Source organism: Prevotella sp. RM4 (assembly GCF_000701965.1).
Lineage (GTDB): Bacteria > Bacteroidota > Bacteroidia > Bacteroidales > Bacteroidaceae > Prevotella > Prevotella ruminicola.
This window is the reverse complement of the sequence record NZ_JNKG01000007.1, coordinates 917,020-934,950: the sequence shown is the minus strand read 5'-3', so window position 1 is coordinate 934,950 and position 17,931 is coordinate 917,020. Positions and strand designations below refer to the sequence as shown.

Genomic DNA, 17,931 nt, shown 5'->3' with positions numbered 1-17,931 from the left:
TTCAAAATTTTATTGCAAATATAATAATTATAATCGTAATAAAATCAAATTAGGCTAATTATTTAGCATTATTTGGCATAAAAATCGTGTGAAGCACATAGATCATACTCCACACGATTCATATCAAATTCCTTAATTGTATTATTCAAATACTTTTCCTGATTCCGGTTTTGTATACCAGTTAGTAGAGAGAACTGGTTTGGCGCCCCAATTATTAAACTCCTTATATGCGGTGTTAATACAAGTCTTCTCTGTAGGATACTTAAACTCAAAAGGAATCATGATACCATGAGGAGACTGTCCCTTGGTCGACATTTTTATTGTTAATCCAGTCGTCTTATCATATAAATACGGCTGATTTTCTGCATCCAGGAAACTAAATGACTCACTCACAGTCTTTTGAGCGGTGATTACTGGGAGTTTCTCTGCGCCACTTTCTGTGTTAACAAACTGCTTAGGAGCCTTTCCGAATAGAGAATGGATTTCAATATCGTCTGTAATTACACCTGCATTAACATTCTTAACAAACAGTTCATCGTATGCACCACAAGCAACTAAACTATATTCAATTGTAGTTTTATTGATACGTTTTGCCTTGATAACAACATCGTTCAAATCGTAATCACCTTTCTGGGTATCCTCAAAACAGAATGTATAGGTATTATATTCAAACTCGTGAGCTGTATAAATTGGTTCAACACTTCCCTCTACCTCCAAAAGGATATCATTAAAGTCAGTGTCAGTACCAGATTCCCAGCACATTAAGACTCGGTCATTAACCCTTAGCCAAGTGGCACGAGGACTATTAAGAGGCAACTTAAATTTGTTGACAGTAGTTTTAAAATTAGTCTCACTATAACCATTAATATCCACATTCAAGCGACCATCAAAATAGAGTTCACCTTGTTTTCTTGGCTTACCATCTTCCTTAAAATCAGTTTTTGCACGAACCATGAAACCAATCTTATAGCCTTTGGGGAATTTAAACGTACCTTCTGTTCCAATAGTAGGTGTTTTGCTATCACCAAAATAAAGAACACAATATGAATAGCGTTTTTCCAGAACATCATCCTCAGATTCACCAAAATGGATATTAAATGGAATTAGCTTATATTTGGGCAGACTCTTCAGAAATGCAACTTGTTCATCTGCCGTACTTGGCATATCAGCAGGGTCAAAATAATAATAGTAGAAGTCAGAATTATATACCTCATTTCCCCAAGCTGGTGCACTATCACGCTTATAGATAGGCGAGATAATAATCGGCGCATCCTCACCAGTCGTTATACGATATGCATTATCATCAGTATAACCTGCAGCCATAACCTGAGTCAAGTTATTCAAATCCTTACTATTGGGCAGATATGCGAAAACCAAGTCTCGAACCAAAGCATTATATTCTGGAGAGTATGGGTCTGCAGCAATCTTCATACGGTCATAATCGGCATCAGAAAGCATATAAAGCCTCTCGTCAGGAATCCAGCCACGTTTAGCTGCAAACGAAGTATCAATCTTACTAATGGCGAAAGTACCATTAGGAGCCGAAACGGTGCGGGTTACTGCTCTAGTTTTAGCAGTTACCTGATCAAACGTAACACTATTTCCTTCTACCTTTTTATAATAGCAACCTTTTTCGGTATAGAACGCTACATATAATCCTTCGTTCTTTTTGGGGACATCATAATTCAAAGAAATAGAAGACTGATTATTGGTCTCGGCCTCATTCAATTTCGTCATGGAATTGAAAGCCTCGCCATCCTCATCAGTTTGTGCCACCAAAGCCATCACGGCAACTTTAGTCACCGCAGAAGTAACATTAATAGTTACAGTGCCACTTTCTGTAGAAATCCAATCCTGATTATCAGGAATTGTAAAGCCCAAAATCTCTTCTGCATGATTCTTTATTTCCTCATCAGTTACACCCTGTCCTTGCTCTGGATCAGGATTCGGCTCAGGCTCCATACCTTCAAAACCTTTTACGCAGCCAGATAACACTAACCCAAGAACTGCTAACGACAATAACTTTTTCATACTTTTACTATACTTATTCGTTTTTATATTTATTAAAATTTACTTTTCAAAAACCTTACCAGTAACAGGATTCGTGTACCAATCGGTAGATATTACTGGATTAGCGCCCCAGTTATTAAAATCGGTATAGGCATCCTTTATACAGGTCTTCTCTGTAGGATACTGGAAATCGCAAGGAATCATGATACCATGGGGATCTTCGCCCTGTTGCGCCATCTTTACCTCATAACCCTGTGTCTTATTATAGATATAAACCTGCTTAGAGAAATCGGTAAAGCTGAACGATGGATCGACTGTGATTATCTCCGAAACGGGCTCATAGTTTTTGGTCTGGGTATTGATGAATGTCGAGAGATTATCAACCCCAAACAAATTATGGATCTCGGTTGTCGTATTCAACGTCTGTCCATTGATATTACGCAGATAGAGCTCATCGTAAGCACCGCAGGCAACAACAGAGTACTCAACCTGAGTGATATTCAAACGCTTTGCCCTAATTACCACGTCGTTCATATCATAGTCGCCTAGGTCACGATCCTCGAAACAGAAAGTATATACATTGTTTTTAATCTCCTGGGCTGCATCAACCTCTTTCAGGCCACCATTAATTTCACAGATCATATCTACGAAATTCACATCACACCCTTCTTCAAACATAATGTACGCCTTTTGGTTGGCACCAAATATTGCAGCACGAGGGTCACCCAACTCCATACCTTTATCTACTGCCTGGTGAAAAAACGGGTACTGATTAATCTGTTTGTTCAAACGGCCATCAGCATAAACCTCGCCATCCTCAGCTCCTTCATAAGTCTTCTTAGAATAATTTGTTCCACCTGCATAGATATCATTATCTGCTGTGTAGGAGTCTAGGTAATTCGTTCTACTCTTTCTCAGCATAAAACCTACATAATATCCTTCAGGAATAATGAAGTCCTTTACTGTAATAACATCGCTAGTATCATCACTTGACACATCACCAAAATACGGCAACAAATATTCATGTACCTTAAAGTAATCACCTTTACCGCTCTCTGTACCGCTTTCCGTCTTAGCCAACTTGCAATCAATACATTTAAACTTAGGAAGGTTCTTAAGGAATTTTACCTGTTCATCTTCCGAAAGACCAGTCAACTTGCTTGGATTAAAATAATAATAATACAAATTATCGTAAATATAATCCTTATTAAATATCTGAACTGGCGATATTGTGATTGCACCCTTTCCATCGGCAACCAAGTAATTATTAGTCAGCTGATATACTGGAGAATTACGAATGGTCTCCAAGTTAACGTCTTTATAATGTTGATCACGTCCATTCATACCACCAACAGCCTTCAAGACAGTCGCCAGACCTTCTTTTTCTGCATCTGTTATTGATACTTTACGATAAATTGTCTGTTTTGCTACTTTCCAAGTACTGTTACCTCCTTCGTTACTAAGCATCCAAAGGCGCTCATTATCCCAATTGCTACCTTCCCAAGGATCAATAGTAGCAGAAGCGCCATCCTTACCGGCCTTTAGAGCACGGATAGCGTTAAACGAAAGATGTGAGTTCTTATACTTTATCTTCAAGCCATTTACATCAGGAAGGTCAGGAAGAGTATAAGCTGCTCTTGTGCGAGCCTGCGCAACTTTCTGGAAATTAACCTGAGCATCACCAGCCTTAAAACCTGCAACATAGTACACACCCTTACTATCCACACATGCAGCCACCAATTCTGTATACTCTGCAGGGCAGTCGTATGTCAGCGATACAGATTGTCCTTTTCTGGTAGTAGCCTCGTTCAGCACACGGGCATCCTCATTAAAATATGGCGTCTCAGTTAGTATTTGAACCTTAGCAACGTCATTTAATGGAGCGTCTGCAGTAATAGTAACAGTATACTTAGTAGTAGAACTCCAATCCTGATTGGGACTGAAGGTTGTTCCAAAAACTTTTGCAACATTGGCATCAATCTCTTCTTGAGTTGCCTTGTTATTTGTAGGGGTCGGCTCTGGAGTCGGCGTTGGCTCTGGCTCCATACCTTCTATACCCTTCACGCAGCTGGATAGAATTAATCCTAAAACTGCAATTGATAATAATTTCTTCATATGCATAAATTATTTGATATACCAATCTCGATTCTTTTCACCATTTGATGTCGACCATTCCAAGAAGCCAGGGAAGAACTCATCAATGCGTTTGCTCTCATTTTCACGCTTCAGGATAGTGTTTTCAAATACACTGATATTAACACCATGCAGATAGAATGCAAACGGATAATTACCCTCGCGAACGAAGTACAATCCCTTACTTGGATCAGAGCTGTCATCGTCTGTACCAAAATAACTGGTATTCATCTTAGCTGTAGGAGCCTCCATTGGGATATGTACTTCCCAATTCTTATCTCCCTCAGAGCGATAGATAAAAGGTTTTATCGATGCCATATCAGCAGACGAGTTTAATGGATTACCATACGTAAGTTCCAAGATATATGTTGCTCCAAGTTCACCCTTGAAGTCTGCAGTCAGATAATACACGTTACCCTCCTTGGTAAACGAAGTCTCCTCGGCCACCGTTTCGCCTTTGGCAATCTTCTTCATTACAATCGACTGAGGAGTTGTCTTCGTATTCAAGGTAAGAGCCAAACCACTTGTCAACTCAACGTAATTCTGATAAGTGGTAAGATAGAATGTTTCCTTAATGATTTTTCCACTCTCATTAAACTCTTTCTCATGCTTCGCGTTTACCAAAGCATCGTTAAGGTCATAGTCACCAGCCTTTGGCCACAGATCCTCGAAAGCATATACACCAGTGGTCGAAGATTTTCTGTTTTCTATCTCTGGCAACGCTGCAAATACATTCACAGGTTTAAGAGCAAAAATCAGGTCGTCAAAATCCTGATCATCGAGAGCATCCTCAAACGAAACGATTGTGAATTTCTGACCATCAGAGGTTATATAGCTGAACTTGGCACCACGACTCTCACAATCAGGATTTGGGTAAGTACCTGTATCGGCAGAGAATGACAATCCGTCAGTTGTAGCACACCATGTATTATACTTCCTGTTGTAATATGACTTACCATCATTATACATAATTGAGTAGTTATTGCCTTGCTTACCCCATCCCTGGGTCCTCAAGATGAAACCAATTCGCGTACCCTTTGGGAACACTTTAGTTGCACCAGTCTTATCATTGTTGGCGATATTAGGATAATACATTAACTGAACCGCATCACCTCGATTAACGCCAATATTTCCGTTATAATCTGCTTTCTTCTCTTTAGCTCTTGGCCAATGACCATCCTGAGTATTGGGGAATACCATAATGACATTAATGTCCATAGGTTTAGTTGGCTTATTACCATCTGTATAATAATAGTAACCCAATGAAGAATTCCAACATGTACCACTACCAAGAACTGTAAATGAAACCTCAGAATCCTGCTCAAGTAACAGATCTGGGGCTGAACAATACTCTTTGTTCATCGCACTTCCAGATGTAAATGCCTTACCTACAACAGAATAAAGGTCTTGCATCTCCTCGTCGCTGAAAAACAGTTTCTTATCAGCAGTAGATTTATCGATTAGGTAGTCTGGGTATCCAGAAGCCGAGTTCCAGGTACCAAGCCAACTTTTCCATTCTTGATAGATTCTCGTTTTGCCATCAGTCTTTAGTCCCATCTTAAGCGATGCAATATCATCTGTCGATTCGCCAGCTCCTGGAGCACGGGTTGCAGCACGACTTGTGGCGGCACTTGTATTTTCGGCAACTACAGATGCTGCCCCATTCTGCACATCAGCCTCCATCAAATGCATTCCGGTAAAGAAGTTACCAGTTGCGATATAAAGATGCTGGGCATAAGTGGGCAGTTCCACGGTTGCACTATATTTGCCGTTTACTTCTGTATAATCTTCGAAAATAGGACTAACACTCTCGTTCCATTGCTCATCCGGTGCATCTTCCACTGTTATGAACGGATTCTGTGTATAAACACCAAAGAAAACCGGACCATAAGTTTTTATTGCAGAATAGTCAACATTGAGCTTAACCTTCTGAACAGTTGAGAAATCAAACGAATTTGGAGTTTTTGCTGCAGGGGTAGGTTCAGTAGTTGGCTCAGGCTCCATACCATCAAAGCCCTTTACACAACTGGTTAGTAGCAACGCTCCCATAACAGTTAATGTCATCAACTTTTTCATATTTTCTTTCATTTAATCGACTAAATTGTTTATATTTTCGGCAAATATACAAAAAGTTCTCCTAAACAAAAAGAAAAAGCCTACAAATCAGTCTAACTTAACTTTTATTAAGTTAATTACAAAGATTCATTGCGCAATTTCGTTCTATAAGCAGATGCAAGAAGAATTGAATACACTAAGTACGGGTTATTGCGCACTGCAGTGCGCAAGGCGACATACTGTAGTACGGATTGTCCGCACTACATGCTGAAACAAGCCGTACTAATCGTTAAAACTATCTCTTTGTTAGTCGTTCCAATTATAAAGCTGCTCATAGGCATCGAAGCCGAGGTGCTGCATGCCGATTTCCTTCAGAACATTCTTTATGATCATTATATCCTTGGGCGAACAAAGCCTCTCCCCTCGCCTACGTTCGAAATATCCCGTACGACCGAATTTACATTGAAGTCTGCATGAGAACGTCTTATATTGCCTTGGCAACATCTCTTCCTGCATCTTTGCAAATCCACGAGCAAATGTCTGAGGCTCGTCTGAACGGTAGAATTCGCACTTTTCCGATGGTTCCGTAAATAAGGGATTCACTATTTGCACTATCTTGTATTTCTTGGTTAGCACATTCGTGGCCATTTGACGAAGACAGTGAGCGGCCATCGGACAGTCAGACTTGATACAAAGTGTATAATAGTCTGGTACTTCTTTACTACTGATTGTATTCATATTTGTTGATTATTTAAATACTTGCGGTTTACATATCGGCACCTCCATACGCCGTATTTTTAGTTCATGAGCCTCAGTTATATTTCGCTGCATAAACTTTACAGAGAAATAGTTCATAACCCATTTCAATATGGCATCACTTTCCCAGTTCTCAATACCAACTCGTCGGGCTATGTGATGCGTTACTTTTTCGTCTAGATAGAAAAGCAAATCCTCCTTGGCGACATATTCTGGCACCCTGTACTTTCTAGCATAGGCTTGGGTAAATTCACCGAAATAACGATTATAATAGGCTTCGTTTAAAAATAACGTCATAAATCCTTTATGTATGCGTTTAAGAGCCTCATCGCTTGCTTCTACATGAAACTTAGGCACGTTACCTGCCAATAACATATGCATATTGATACCATGACGATGTTGACGCTGATTCTCAGAGATCTTGTCGCGATCGTTATCGTTGGCCAATGCATTGGCCTTACAATCGAATATCTCGTATGGTATAGCCGGCTCTTCAATCTCCTGGCTTGACAAAGCCACAAAACGGTCGCCCACCAAGGGCGACATAAACGCATCCATCTGATGCGTTTCTCTGTTACGAACGATACGAAAAGCTTCAGCTTTCTCTATCAGTTCTATTAGTTCCGAATCTTGCTTGAACCCGAGCGCCTTACGCAGTTTATTAAAGTGTGTACGAGTATAGGCCAACGTTACATCATCCATATACTCATAAGCCCCATCGAAAAGATATTTAATCTTTCCGATTTCCGACCACGAAAGTTTGTGAGCGCGCCAATGTCGATTATAGCTGCGGGCGCTCGTAGCAGCTATAGCTATGTCCGTTTTACGTTTCATTGTTAAGTTTCTATTTATAGATTAGGCCCTATTTATAGTATAGGGCCTATCGTATAGGCCTTTAAAGAAAAGTTCGGTATTTTCCGAAGTTGATTATCTGGCTACAAATATACACATTTTCTATGAAACCACCAAATAATCTTCCACATTTTTTGGATAATTCAAAGAAAAAAACTACCTTTGCAGCAATGATACATTATATACGACTTATACGCCCGTTGCAGTGGCTCAAAAACGTGTTTGTATTTGCGCCGATTTTCTTCAGCACCAACCTGCTGAAGCCGGAATTCTTTTGGCCAACATTGGTGGTGTTTGCTTCGTTCTGTTTGATTTCAAGCTCTATCTATTGCTTTAATGATCTGAAGGATGTGGAGGCCGATCGTCAGCATCCAAAGAAATGTCATCGTCCCATTGCTTCAGGCAAAGTGTCGGTGATGGGAGGTTATGTAATGATGTTACTGTGCACCATTGGGGCATTGGCCATCCTGCCATTGGCACAGAGTGAAAATACGCCATACCTATACGCTATCATCATAGGCTACTGGCTGATGAATATCGGCTACTGTTTAAAGTTGAAGCAGTTTGCCATCCTCGACGTATCGATTATAGCCATAGGTTTTGTGATGCGTGTATTAGTTGGAGGTATCGCAACGGATATCTACATTTCGCACTGGCTGGTGATGATGACTTTCCTTGTCACACTGTTCCTGGCCTTTACAAAACGTAATGACGATTATCGCATCTACGAGCAGACTGGCACGAAGCCTCGCGTATCGATAACCGGCTACAACAAGACCTTTATCAATGAGGCTACAGCTATTATTGCCTCTGTTACTTTGGTGTGCTATATTATGTACACCATGTCGCCAGAGGTGATTCATCGACTCGGCACCCGCTATGTGTATCTCACATCAGGCTGGGTATTGGCAGGCTTACTACGCTATCTGCAGAATATGATTGTGTTCGGACTGAGTGGCAGTCCTACTAAATCGTTGGTGAAAGACCATTTCGTACAGTTCTGCATTTTGGGCTGGATAGCCTCGTTCTTTGTAATTATCTATCTGTAAGATGAAAAAGAAAGAAAGATACGACCTGATTCTGGAGCATTTCCGCGAGAAAATGCCATTAGTAACTACCGAGTTAGATTTCGGTAGTACCTTCCAACTGTTAGTAGCTGTGGTGCTGAGTGCGCAGTGTACGGATAAACGCATCAATCAGGTAACACCCGATTTGTTTGCCCACTACCCTGACGCTCAGTCGATGGCAAAAGCTGAAGAAGAGGATATCTTTGAATGGATCAGAAGCGTATCATATCCCAATGCCAAGGCTAAACACTTGGTAGAGATGGCCAGGGTGCTGATGGAGAAGTTTAATGGTGAGGTGCCAAGTACACTCGACGAGCTCCTAACATTACCTGGCGTCGGTCGTAAAACAGCGAATGTGATTCAGAGTGTAGCTTTTGGCAAAGCCACCTTAGCCGTTGACACACATGTATTCCGTGTGGCACATCGACTCGGTTTGGTAAGTAAGAGCGATAACACCCCTTATAAAGTAGAAATGGCACTTACGAAGTATATTCCCGAAGAGGACATACCTAACGCGCACCACTGGCTACTGTTGCATGGACGCTATGTTTGCACAGCAAGAAAGCCCCACTGTGAGAAATGCGAAATTAGCAAGTATTGTGCTAAGATTATTTCTTAGTTTCACGATTACGCTGCTGCCCGAACTTACGGAAAGCTCGACGATGGAACTTATCCTCGGCAATAATCGTACCTATGACTTTTGAAGCAGGAAGTACACGCAGGAACTTATTATGATAGGTTTGTGCAATCTGCTTCAACTCAATCTCCAATTGGTCGCGACGCTGTACAGCACGCTTGCACGAAGCCTCATCATGAGGCAGCTTAAAGAGTTCATGCATCTTATTATAAACTACACGCTGCTTCTGCTGCATCTCACGATACAACGGAAAGAACTTAGCGGCCTCTTCGTTAGTAAGACCAGCCTCGGTAGTGATATACTGCTCTAAGTCAGCCTGAAACTTCTCAGGCGAAAACTTCTGCTGTTCCTCGGCTGAAGCACCAAGCGCAACCACAAACATCAATACTTCGAATACAAGTAGTTTTTTCATCTTTCAAATACTTTTAATTTTCAGCTAAGTAAGCATAGATTTCGTGATTATCGAGCATCATGTAGTCAACAGCCTCATCCATATATTCGCTACTGGCATCCTGTTGCTGAGGCTGAACTGCGGTCTGAGCCTGTATGCTATCAGACGAAACGGCATCATTTGCCTGCCACATCCAGACAGCACCTGCTACCAACAAAGCACACACGCTGGCTGCCGCATAGAATATGGGGCGCATAAATACAGACTTGGCACGACGCTTTGGCTGCTCGGGCAGATTCTGCATCACCTGGGCAGTCAGGTTATCAAAATAACCTTCTGGAACACGGAATGGATTCCGCTTTCCAACCTTTTCCTGTATGTACATTTCTTCGTTCATCGTATATATGACGTATTGATATTCAAATAGTTTAATCGCGCGACTTAAAAAATTCTGTAATCTTTTTCACCGCAATATGATAGGACGCTTTCAATGCTCCCTCCGACGTATCGAGCAGCTGACTGATGTCGCTGTATTTCATCTCCTCAAAGTATCGCAACTGGAATACCGTACGCTGCACATCGGGCAACTGTGCCACAGCCTGTTGCAGCATCGCCTCGGTCTCACTGCCATCAAAATAATCATCGGCCAACAGTGAATTTGCAACCGACATATCATCAGAGGTAGCAGAGCCCAGGTGTTTATTGCGACGCAGAAAGTCGAGACTCTCGTTGATAGCTATGCGCGACAGCCAGGTAGAGATCTTCGACTCGCCATGAAAATTATCAAAGCCATTCCATGCTTTCAGAAACGTATTCTGAAGCACGTCGTTGGCATCGTCGTGGGTAAGCACGATGCGACGTATCTGCCAGTATAGCTGCTCGCTATATTCGCGTACTATCGACTCGAACTCCCTTCGCTTATCCATTTTAATTCTTTACTGATAACCTTATCAAATCCATACAAGTCGGGCCAGTAATCGATGGCACCAGTCTTAGGATTCGGGAAGGTGGTATAATATAATATGTATAGAGGCACGTGAGGCTTTACAGCATGATAGGATATCAGTCGATACGGATGCGGGGCATCAGCATGTTTGTGCAGCCACTCACGACCACGATCGGTTACAGGCGGAATATCCATCGAGATGCGAAGACTCTCGAGTGTCCATTCATCCACATCAGATAACAGAAAACTGGCCAGTTCAAACGGTTTCTGCACACGGACACAACCATGCGACAGGGTGCGGCGATCTCGCTGGAAAGCACTACGGTTATTGGTATCGTGAAGATAAATCGAGAAGTCGTTAGGGAAACGGAACACGATACGGCCCAAAGAGTTGCCTACTCCACCCTTCTGACTAATACGCAATTTACCAGAAAGTAACGCATTAGCACCAACACTGGCAACATTCAGAGTATCACCCGATTCCTTATCGATAACAGAATAACGGTTACGGGCAAAGTAAGCCGAATCGCCAGCATGATGCACCACTTCAGTCTTTACGATATTCTGTGGAATCACCCACTCAGGGTTTACCTGCATATAGCTGATGGCACTATGCAATAAAGGCGTTTTGGTTGGCACCGCACCACAACAGATACGCATATCAAGAACGCTATCAACACCTATCGCCCACAACTGCTGAGCAGGGATGTTTACCAATATCTGACGTTTTATATCCTTAGGATGCTCTATCTGCCAACGGCAACGCTCCATGTTTACCGCCAACTGATGGCGTTTATCCGCATCAGTCGTCTTATCCATCTCACGCAGCAGTGCCTTATAGATATAAGTATCAGGTGCTGAAGAAACAAGAAAAGTCAAACGATCGCTCTCCATCATTTTCTTAGCCGCTACAGTTGTATCAGGCAAAGCTGGATCATAATCAAACACACGAGCAAAAATACCAGGATTACCCACCTTAGGATCCATGCGATTAAACACGCGAGGTTTCATAAAACCATACCGTTGACCAGTTGCATAGCGAATATATGCCTTGGACAGATGGGCATTCAAACGAGGCAACACCTCATTGATACTCACACCAACAGAATCGAATAATAGCTGATGAACAATCTCTAAATCCTTGGCAATCTCGGGAATAAAAAAGGCAGCCGTATCCAAGCCATTACGTGGCACCTCACGACGCAGATAAGCCAAAACGGAATCTGCATCTGCCGACACCCCCATTCTATCAAACCAAGCACCGGTAACCGCACTGTCTAACTGATTAACATATTCACCAAAAGCGGAACGTTCAGCCTCAGATAGTTCTTGGCTTCCATGACCGAAGCAGGAAACCAGCACCAAACAGATACTCAACAAACCGAAACTTAACGGATGGATACCTTGCGTACTACTTTTCCTACCTTTAATATGTAACACCCTTTAGAAAGATTTAGTTCCAAACGCTGAACGGGGGCATCAATCTCATATTCTGCCACCAACCGACCTGTAAGCGACACCACCTGAAGCGTTTTGCCTTGAGCACCACTTACAGTCACAATGTGCCCTTCGACCGCTATCGATGGTTCATCGAATTGCGCCGAAAAAGCCGGATCCATCAGCATTCCAGTAGCCAAAACCGGGGCTGCCAGAAGGAACAATATGGTTGATATGAGTAGAATTCTCCGCATAAGCAATCTATCTATAATCGGGGCAAAGATAGACAAATCTTCCGAAATGAACAAATTTTCGGCTAAAAAAGTAGCTTTTAAAGCTGTTTATACATCGAAAACATCCATTTCGTTAGTCAAAAAACTATTCTCGAATACCTCTTTGGCCTGATTCAACAATACCGTTTCGTCCTCATATCGCGAGCTATAATGACCCAACAACAACTTGCCAGCACCAGCATCGCGAGCCACCATCGCCGCCTGACGGGCTGTAGAGTGACAATACTTCTCGGCCTGTGGCAGATGGTCATCACCATAGGTACTCTCATGATAAAGGGTGCTCACCCCTTTCACCTGTTGCCATAGTTCAGGAATATAGCGGGTATCAGACAGATAGGCATAGCTACGAACAGGATCGGCAGGCGTTACTAATCGCTCGTTGGGAATCACATCGCCATCAGGCGTGGTCCAATCAGCGCCACATTTAATATTGTTGACCTGCGAATTGGGAATCTGATAGGCATCCATCATATCACGACGGATATGGGGTTGCAATGGTTTTTCGCTAATCAGATAACCACAACAAGGCATACGATGGATCAACGGGATACTCTCAACCGTAATGCTACGATCTTCGTACACCACCTGACGTAACGTGGTATCTACAGGATAGAATACCACCTCGTAACCCAAGTCGTGGGTATAGAACTTCAGTTGTCTGTCAAGTTCTTCTCCAAGCTCCTTGGGAGCATGAACATGCAGTTTGGCAGTACGCCCTAACAAACCGAATGTAGAAATCATGCCGATAAGGCCGAAACAGTGATCGCCATGCAGATGGGTAATAAACACATGACTGAGCTTATTAAAACGTACCCTGCACTTTCGCAACTGCATCTGGGTACCTTCGGCACAATCAAGCATCAAAACCTTCTCTCGCACCTCGACCACCTGCGACGACGCATTATGACGAAGTGTAGGCAACGCACTACCACAACCTAATATATGAACTTTAAATGGTTCCAAAACGCAGTAATTATGTTTACAATTTCATATACTCGTCCTGATGTTCCTCCAGCTTCAAGCCATGAAGGTCGGGCTGTACTTTTTCTCTCCAACGGCTATACTCCATGGTTTCCTCCTCGTCCTGGGGTTTGCCAATGGTTTTATAAATAAGCGTATCGCCCGTAAGCTTCAAAATTTCAAAATAGTTAGTTTCTTCCGACTCGCCACCACCTTCTCGAATAGAGGTAATTTCCAGTTTGCCATTGAAGATACGCCAAGTACGATAAGTAATGTTGGTCATCTCAATCGATTCGGCCACGCCACCCTCTTTGATACGGATACCAATTTCATCGCTACCATCCAAAGGATCGGGCATCACCCAATCACCCAGCAAAAGGTTGATATTAATCACCTCGGTAGCCTCAGTCTGTTTCTTGTTCGTCATCAGCGCCAAGCGATCACCTACTCTGAAAGAGCCTAACAACTTATGTTCCTCTCGAGCACGAGTAATATCAACTGTCAGTGTGTCACCTGTGTCGGTTATCAGTTTCAACAACGAAGTCGATGGAATTGCTCCACAAAGACCATAGAGTGTGTGGTCGCGAATTAAATCGTTCACATCGACAGTATCTTCTTCACGCTCAGCTTGAAAACGACCGCTGCCTCCACAACTCAACAACATCACCGCGGCAATAGCCACACTCAGAAAAACTAACTTTTTCATATCTCATTTCTTTTTGCTTCATTCCATAAGGCATCCATCTCGCCTAAGGTCATATCCTTGAGCGGTTTGCCAATTTTGATACTATGTGCCTCGATATAGTTAAACCGGTTGATAAACTTACGGTTTGTCTTCTCAAGGGCATTATCTGGATTCAGTTTATACAAACGTGCTGCATTGATCACACTGAACAGGAAATCACCCAACTCTTCAGTTGATTTTTCCTTGTCTTCCTTATTCAGTTCGACTTCCAATTCGGCCAGTTCTTCATGCACTTTTTTCCATACATCCTGACGGTCTTCCCAATCAAAACCCACATTACGCGCCTTATCCTGGATACGATAAGCCTTGATGAGTGATGGCAGGGCATCAGGTACACCAGAGAGAACCGATTTATTTCCATCTTTTTCTTTCAGTTTTATCTGCTCCCAGTTTTCGAGAACCTGGGTGACACTAGTTATACTAGCCTGACAAGTACGACTTGACTGACTAGATTTCCCTTCCTCGCTAGGAACATACGGCAGCGGTTTGGGATTCTCTGCCTCAATCTGTGAAGGATGATAAACATGCGGATGGCGGGTTATCATCTTACGAGTAAGGGCGTTACAAACATCTGCCATATCAAACTGCTGTTTCTCCTCGGCTATCTTGGCATAGAAACAGATGTGCAACAACACATCACCTAATTCTTTACAAATATCGGGGATATCATTTTTGATGAGTGCATCGCAGAGCTCGTAAGTTTCCTCGATGGTATTGGGGCGAAGACTTTCGTTTGTTTGCTTTTTGTCCCATGGACAATTTGCTCTTAACGCGTTTAAAACGTCAAGAAAACGACCGAAAGCCTGCATTTTTTCTTCTTTTGTATGCATAAAACTATCTTTTTCCGTGCAAAAGTACTAATATTAATTGGAAATTTAGTAATTTTGCAGCGATTTTTGCAAAATATTAAAATATTATATATGGAATTAGCTAGCAAATACGACCCAAAAGAGGTCGAATCGAAATGGTATCAGTACTGGCTGGACAACAAGCTCTTTGCCAGTAAGCCTGACGGACGTCAACCTTACACAATCGTTATTCCGCCACCCAATGTAACGGGTGTGCTGCACATGGGACACATGCTGAACAACACCATCCAGGATATTCTGGTGCGTCGTGCTCGCATGGAGGGAAAGAATGCTTGTTGGGTACCAGGTACCGACCATGCTTCTATCGCTACCGAGGCTAAGGTGGTTAAGAAACTCGCCGGCGAGGGTATCAAGAAGCGTGATCTGACCCGTGAGCAGTTCCTGAAGCACGCATGGGATTGGACCGATGAGCACGGTGGCATCATCCTGAAGCAGTTACGCCGTCTGGGTGCCAGCTGCGACTGGGACCGTACCGCATTCACTATGGATGAGACACGCAGCAAGAGCGTCATCAAAGTATTTGTAGATCTCTATAACAAAGGCCTCATCTACCGCGGTCTCCGCATGGTAAACTGGGACCCCAAGGCTTTGACAGCACTTTCAACCGAAGAGGTGATTTATAAAGAGGAAAAGAGTCACCTGTTCCACCTGAAATATTATGTGGATGGCTTGAACACCCTCGAAAACGAGGAGGCCTTAAAGGCTGAAGGCAACATCATTCACAAGGACGAGAAGGGCTACTATGCCGTAGTTGCTACTACACGTCCTGAGACCATCATGGGTGATACTGCTATGTGTATCAACCCCAAGGATGCCAAGAACCAGTGGCTGAAAGGTCGCAAGGTAATTGTGCCTCTGGTAGGTCGTGTGATCCCCGTGATTGAGGACCGTTATGTAGATATCGAGTTTGGTACCGGTTGTTTGAAGGTAACCCCTGCACACGATACCAATGACTATATGCTGGGAAAGACTCACAATCTGGAGACCATCGACATCTTTAATCCAGATGGCACCATTTCTGAGCAGAGCCCACTCTATGTAGGTATGGACCGCATGGATTGCCGTAAGCAGATCTCGAAGGACCTGCAGGAGGCTGGATTAATGGAGCGCATTGAGGACTATATTAATAAGGTAGGTTACTCAGAGCGTAACCCTGATACTGCTATCGAGCCACGTCTCTCACTGCAGTGGTTCCTGAAGATGCAGCACTTTGCAGATATTGCTCTGCCACCAGTAATGAACGATGAGCTGAAGTTCTATCCCGCCAAGTACAAGAACACCTATAAGAACTGGTTGGAGAATATCCAGGACTGGTGTATCTCTCGTCAGTTGTGGTGGGGACATCGTATTCCTGCTTACTACTACGACGAAGAGAAGTTTGTTGTAGCCGAGACAGCCGAGGAGGCCCTGGAGCTGGCTCGCAAGGAAAGTGGTAATGCCAACATGCAGATGAGTGATTTGAAACAGGACGAGGATGCTCTCGATACCTGGTTCTCATCATGGCTATGGCCAATCTCATTGTTTGATGGTATCAACAACCCTGGCAACGAGGAGATTAAGTACTACTACCCCACTAGCGACTTGGTAACTGGTCCAGATATCATCTTCTTCTGGGTAGCTCGTATGATTATGGCCGGCGAGGAGTACATGGGTACCTTCCCATTCAAGAACGTTTACTTCACAGGTATCGTTCGTGACAAGTTGGGCCGCAAGATGTCTAAGTCACTCGGTAACTCACCCGATCCTATCGAACTGATTGAGAAATTCGGTGCCGATGGTGTACGTATGGGTATGATGCTCTCTGCACCTGCCGGCAACGATATTCTGTTCGACGAGGCACTGTGCGAGCAGGGACGTAACTTCAACAACAAGATTTGGAACGCCTTCCGCTTGGTTAAGGGGTGGAAGGTTGCAGATGAAACATTAAACATTAAAGATGAAACATTAAAGGCTAATGAGATAGCAACTAAATGGTTCGAGGCAAAACTGAAGCAGACCAATGCTGAAGTTGAAGATCTGTTTAAGAAGTACCGTATCAGCGAGGCCCTGATGGCTGTTTATAAGCTGTTCTGGGATGAGTTCTCAAGCTGGTACCTGGAGATGGTTAAGCCTGCCTATATCAATGGTGAGCCCCAGCCTATCGACAAGGCTACTTACGATAAGACCCTCGAGTTCTTCGAGATTCTGTTGAAGATGCTGCACCCATTCATGCCATTCATTACTGAGGAGCTGTGGCAGCACCTGTACGATCGCAAGGAAGGCGAGAGCATCATGAAAGTTAGTCTGAAACTCGACGCTCCTACTAAGGCTGACGAAGAACTGGCTGCTCAGATTGAGAACGTGAAGCAGATTGTATCAGGCGTTCGTATGGTTCGTAACCAGAAGAATATTGCTCCAAAAGAGCAGCTCGACCTGCAGGTTGTTGGTAAGAACGACTATGCTGCGTTTGATGCAGTAACCATCAAGATGGCTAACCTGAAGAGCATCAACGTAGTTACCGAAAAGGATGCCACCGCATCTGCCTTCATGGTAGGTACCGACGAGTTTGCCGTTCCTGTTGGTGACATGATTGATGTTGAGGCCGAGATTGCTAAGATGGAGGCTCAGTTGCAGCACCTCGAAGGTTTCTTGGCAGGTGTCAAGAAGAAACTCTCGAACGAGCGTTTTGTAGCCAATGCTCCTGAGGCAGTAGTTGCACTTGAGCGCAAAAAGCAGAGTGATTCTGAAGAGAAAATTGCAGCGCTGAAAGAAAGCATTGCTGCTTTGAAGAATAAATAAAA

The 17,931-nt window shown here is 43.2% G+C and carries 16 protein-coding genes; 3 read left to right on the top strand and 13 right to left on the bottom strand.

The features are described from left to right. Positions 1-141 precede the first annotated feature (141 nt). From T499_RS0104980 to T499_RS0104960, 5 genes are all read right to left on the bottom strand, one after another. On the bottom strand, positions 142-2,031 hold the full coding sequence (locus tag T499_RS0104980; RefSeq protein WP_084162900.1) for a DUF4842 domain-containing protein: 1,890 nt from the start codon (positions 2,029-2,031) through the stop codon (positions 142-144). A gap of 39 nt (positions 2,032-2,070) precedes the next feature. After that, positions 2,071-4,125 carry a DUF4842 domain-containing protein gene (locus T499_RS0104975; protein WP_198021242.1) on the bottom strand — a complete coding sequence of 685 codons (2,055 nt, stop codon included), beginning with the start codon at positions 4,123-4,125 and terminating at the stop codon, positions 2,071-2,073. Between the two features lie 9 nt (positions 4,126-4,134). Next, the gene (locus T499_RS0104970; RefSeq protein ID WP_198021241.1) at positions 4,135-6,219 is read right to left on the bottom strand and encodes an LruC domain-containing protein; all 2,085 of its coding nucleotides are present in this window, start codon (positions 6,217-6,219) and stop codon (positions 4,135-4,137) included. Between the two features lie 285 nt (positions 6,220-6,504). Further along, the gene (locus tag T499_RS0104965) at positions 6,505-6,936 is read right to left on the bottom strand and encodes a DUF6078 family protein (protein WP_033149949.1); all 432 of its coding nucleotides are present in this window, start codon (positions 6,934-6,936) and stop codon (positions 6,505-6,507) included. Positions 6,937-6,945: 9 nt separating this feature from the next. Further along, positions 6,946-7,788 carry a hypothetical protein gene (locus tag T499_RS0104960; protein ID WP_033149948.1) on the bottom strand — a complete coding sequence of 281 codons (843 nt, stop codon included), beginning with the start codon at positions 7,786-7,788 and terminating at the stop codon, positions 6,946-6,948. 188 nt (positions 7,789-7,976) lie between these two features. Here T499_RS0104960 and T499_RS0104955 point away from each other — a divergent pair, with 188 nt between their 5' ends. Then, complete coding sequence (locus tag T499_RS0104955) at positions 7,977-8,855, top strand: UbiA prenyltransferase family protein (RefSeq protein ID WP_033149947.1); 879 nt, start codon at positions 7,977-7,979, stop codon at positions 8,853-8,855. Between the two features lies 1 nt (position 8,856). After that, complete coding sequence (gene nth / locus T499_RS0104950; protein WP_033149946.1) at positions 8,857-9,492, top strand: endonuclease III; 636 nt, start codon at positions 8,857-8,859, stop codon at positions 9,490-9,492. Here nth and T499_RS0104945 read toward each other — a convergent pair. From T499_RS0104945 to mazG, 8 genes are all read right to left on the bottom strand, one after another. Next, positions 9,482-9,922, bottom strand: coding sequence for a hypothetical protein (locus T499_RS0104945; RefSeq protein WP_033149945.1), 441 nt, complete (start codon positions 9,920-9,922; stop codon positions 9,482-9,484). The two genes, nth and T499_RS0104945, sit on opposite strands and share 11 nt — an antisense overlap. A 13-nt stretch (positions 9,923-9,935) precedes the next feature. Then, positions 9,936-10,298 (bottom strand): hypothetical protein, encoded by a 363-nt coding sequence (locus T499_RS0104940; RefSeq protein WP_033149944.1) that lies wholly within the window; start codon positions 10,296-10,298, stop codon positions 9,936-9,938. A gap of 31 nt (positions 10,299-10,329) precedes the next feature. Beyond that, positions 10,330-10,827 (bottom strand): RNA polymerase sigma factor, encoded by a 498-nt coding sequence (locus T499_RS0104935; RefSeq protein ID WP_052173416.1) that lies wholly within the window; start codon positions 10,825-10,827, stop codon positions 10,330-10,332. Continuing rightward, positions 10,797-12,224 carry a L,D-transpeptidase family protein gene (locus T499_RS0104930; RefSeq protein WP_157054513.1) on the bottom strand — a complete coding sequence of 476 codons (1,428 nt, stop codon included), beginning with the start codon at positions 12,222-12,224 and terminating at the stop codon, positions 10,797-10,799. The genes T499_RS0104935 and T499_RS0104930 overlap by 31 nt, the downstream gene beginning before the upstream one ends. Before the next feature lie 11 nt (positions 12,225-12,235). Continuing rightward, the gene (locus T499_RS0104925) at positions 12,236-12,406 is read right to left on the bottom strand and encodes a T9SS type A sorting domain-containing protein (RefSeq protein WP_232221049.1); all 171 of its coding nucleotides are present in this window, start codon (positions 12,404-12,406) and stop codon (positions 12,236-12,238) included. 219 nt (positions 12,407-12,625) lie between these two features. After that, positions 12,626-13,540, bottom strand: a complete 915-nt coding sequence (locus T499_RS0104920; RefSeq protein WP_033149941.1) for a ribonuclease Z — start codon at positions 13,538-13,540, stop codon at positions 12,626-12,628. Positions 13,541-13,556: 16 nt separating this feature from the next. Then, positions 13,557-14,243 carry a lipocalin-like domain-containing protein gene (locus tag T499_RS0104915; protein ID WP_084162897.1) on the bottom strand — a complete coding sequence of 229 codons (687 nt, stop codon included), beginning with the start codon at positions 14,241-14,243 and terminating at the stop codon, positions 13,557-13,559. Further along, positions 14,240-15,112, bottom strand: a complete 873-nt coding sequence (gene mazG / locus T499_RS0104910; protein ID WP_033149939.1) for a nucleoside triphosphate pyrophosphohydrolase — start codon at positions 15,110-15,112, stop codon at positions 14,240-14,242. The genes T499_RS0104915 and mazG overlap by 4 nt, the downstream gene beginning before the upstream one ends. Positions 15,113-15,202: 90 nt before the next feature. Between mazG and T499_RS0104905 the strand changes: the two genes are divergently transcribed. Then, positions 15,203-17,929, top strand: a complete 2,727-nt coding sequence (locus T499_RS0104905) for a valine--tRNA ligase (protein WP_033149938.1) — start codon at positions 15,203-15,205, stop codon at positions 17,927-17,929. Positions 17,930-17,931 lie beyond the last annotated feature (2 nt).

What these genes read in the sequence shown, in the direction of transcription:
- T499_RS0104980 (WP_084162900.1), bottom strand. Translation starts at nt 2,031, where the DNA reads ATGAAAAAGTTATTGTCGTTAGCAGTTCTTGGGTTAGTGTTATCTGGC.
- T499_RS0104975 (WP_198021242.1), bottom strand. Translation starts at nt 4,125, where the DNA reads ATGAAGAAATTATTATCAATTGCAGTTTTAGGATTAATTCTATCCAGC.
- T499_RS0104970 (WP_198021241.1), bottom strand. Translation starts at nt 6,219, where the DNA reads ATGAAAAAGTTGATGACATTAACTGTTATGGGAGCGTTGCTACTAACC.
- T499_RS0104965 (WP_033149949.1), bottom strand. Translation starts at nt 6,936, where the DNA reads ATGAATACAATCAGTAGTAAAGAAGTACCAGACTATTATACACTTTGT.
- T499_RS0104960 (WP_033149948.1), bottom strand. Translation starts at nt 7,788, where the DNA reads ATGAAACGTAAAACGGACATAGCTATAGCTGCTACGAGCGCCCGCAGC.
- T499_RS0104955 (WP_033149947.1), top strand. Translation starts at nt 7,977, where the DNA reads ATGATACATTATATACGACTTATACGCCCGTTGCAGTGGCTCAAAAAC.
- nth (WP_033149946.1), top strand. Translation starts at nt 8,857, where the DNA reads ATGAAAAAGAAAGAAAGATACGACCTGATTCTGGAGCATTTCCGCGAG.
- T499_RS0104945 (WP_033149945.1), bottom strand. Translation starts at nt 9,922, where the DNA reads ATGAAAAAACTACTTGTATTCGAAGTATTGATGTTTGTGGTTGCGCTT.
- T499_RS0104940 (WP_033149944.1), bottom strand. Translation starts at nt 10,298, where the DNA reads ATGAACGAAGAAATGTACATACAGGAAAAGGTTGGAAAGCGGAATCCA.
- T499_RS0104935 (WP_052173416.1), bottom strand. Translation starts at nt 10,827, where the DNA reads ATGGATAAGCGAAGGGAGTTCGAGTCGATAGTACGCGAATATAGCGAG.
- T499_RS0104915 (WP_084162897.1), bottom strand. Translation starts at nt 14,243, where the DNA reads ATGAAAAAGTTAGTTTTTCTGAGTGTGGCTATTGCCGCGGTGATGTTG.
- mazG (WP_033149939.1), bottom strand. Translation starts at nt 15,112, where the DNA reads ATGCATACAAAAGAAGAAAAAATGCAGGCTTTCGGTCGTTTTCTTGAC.
- T499_RS0104905 (WP_033149938.1), top strand. Translation starts at nt 15,203, where the DNA reads ATGGAATTAGCTAGCAAATACGACCCAAAAGAGGTCGAATCGAAATGG.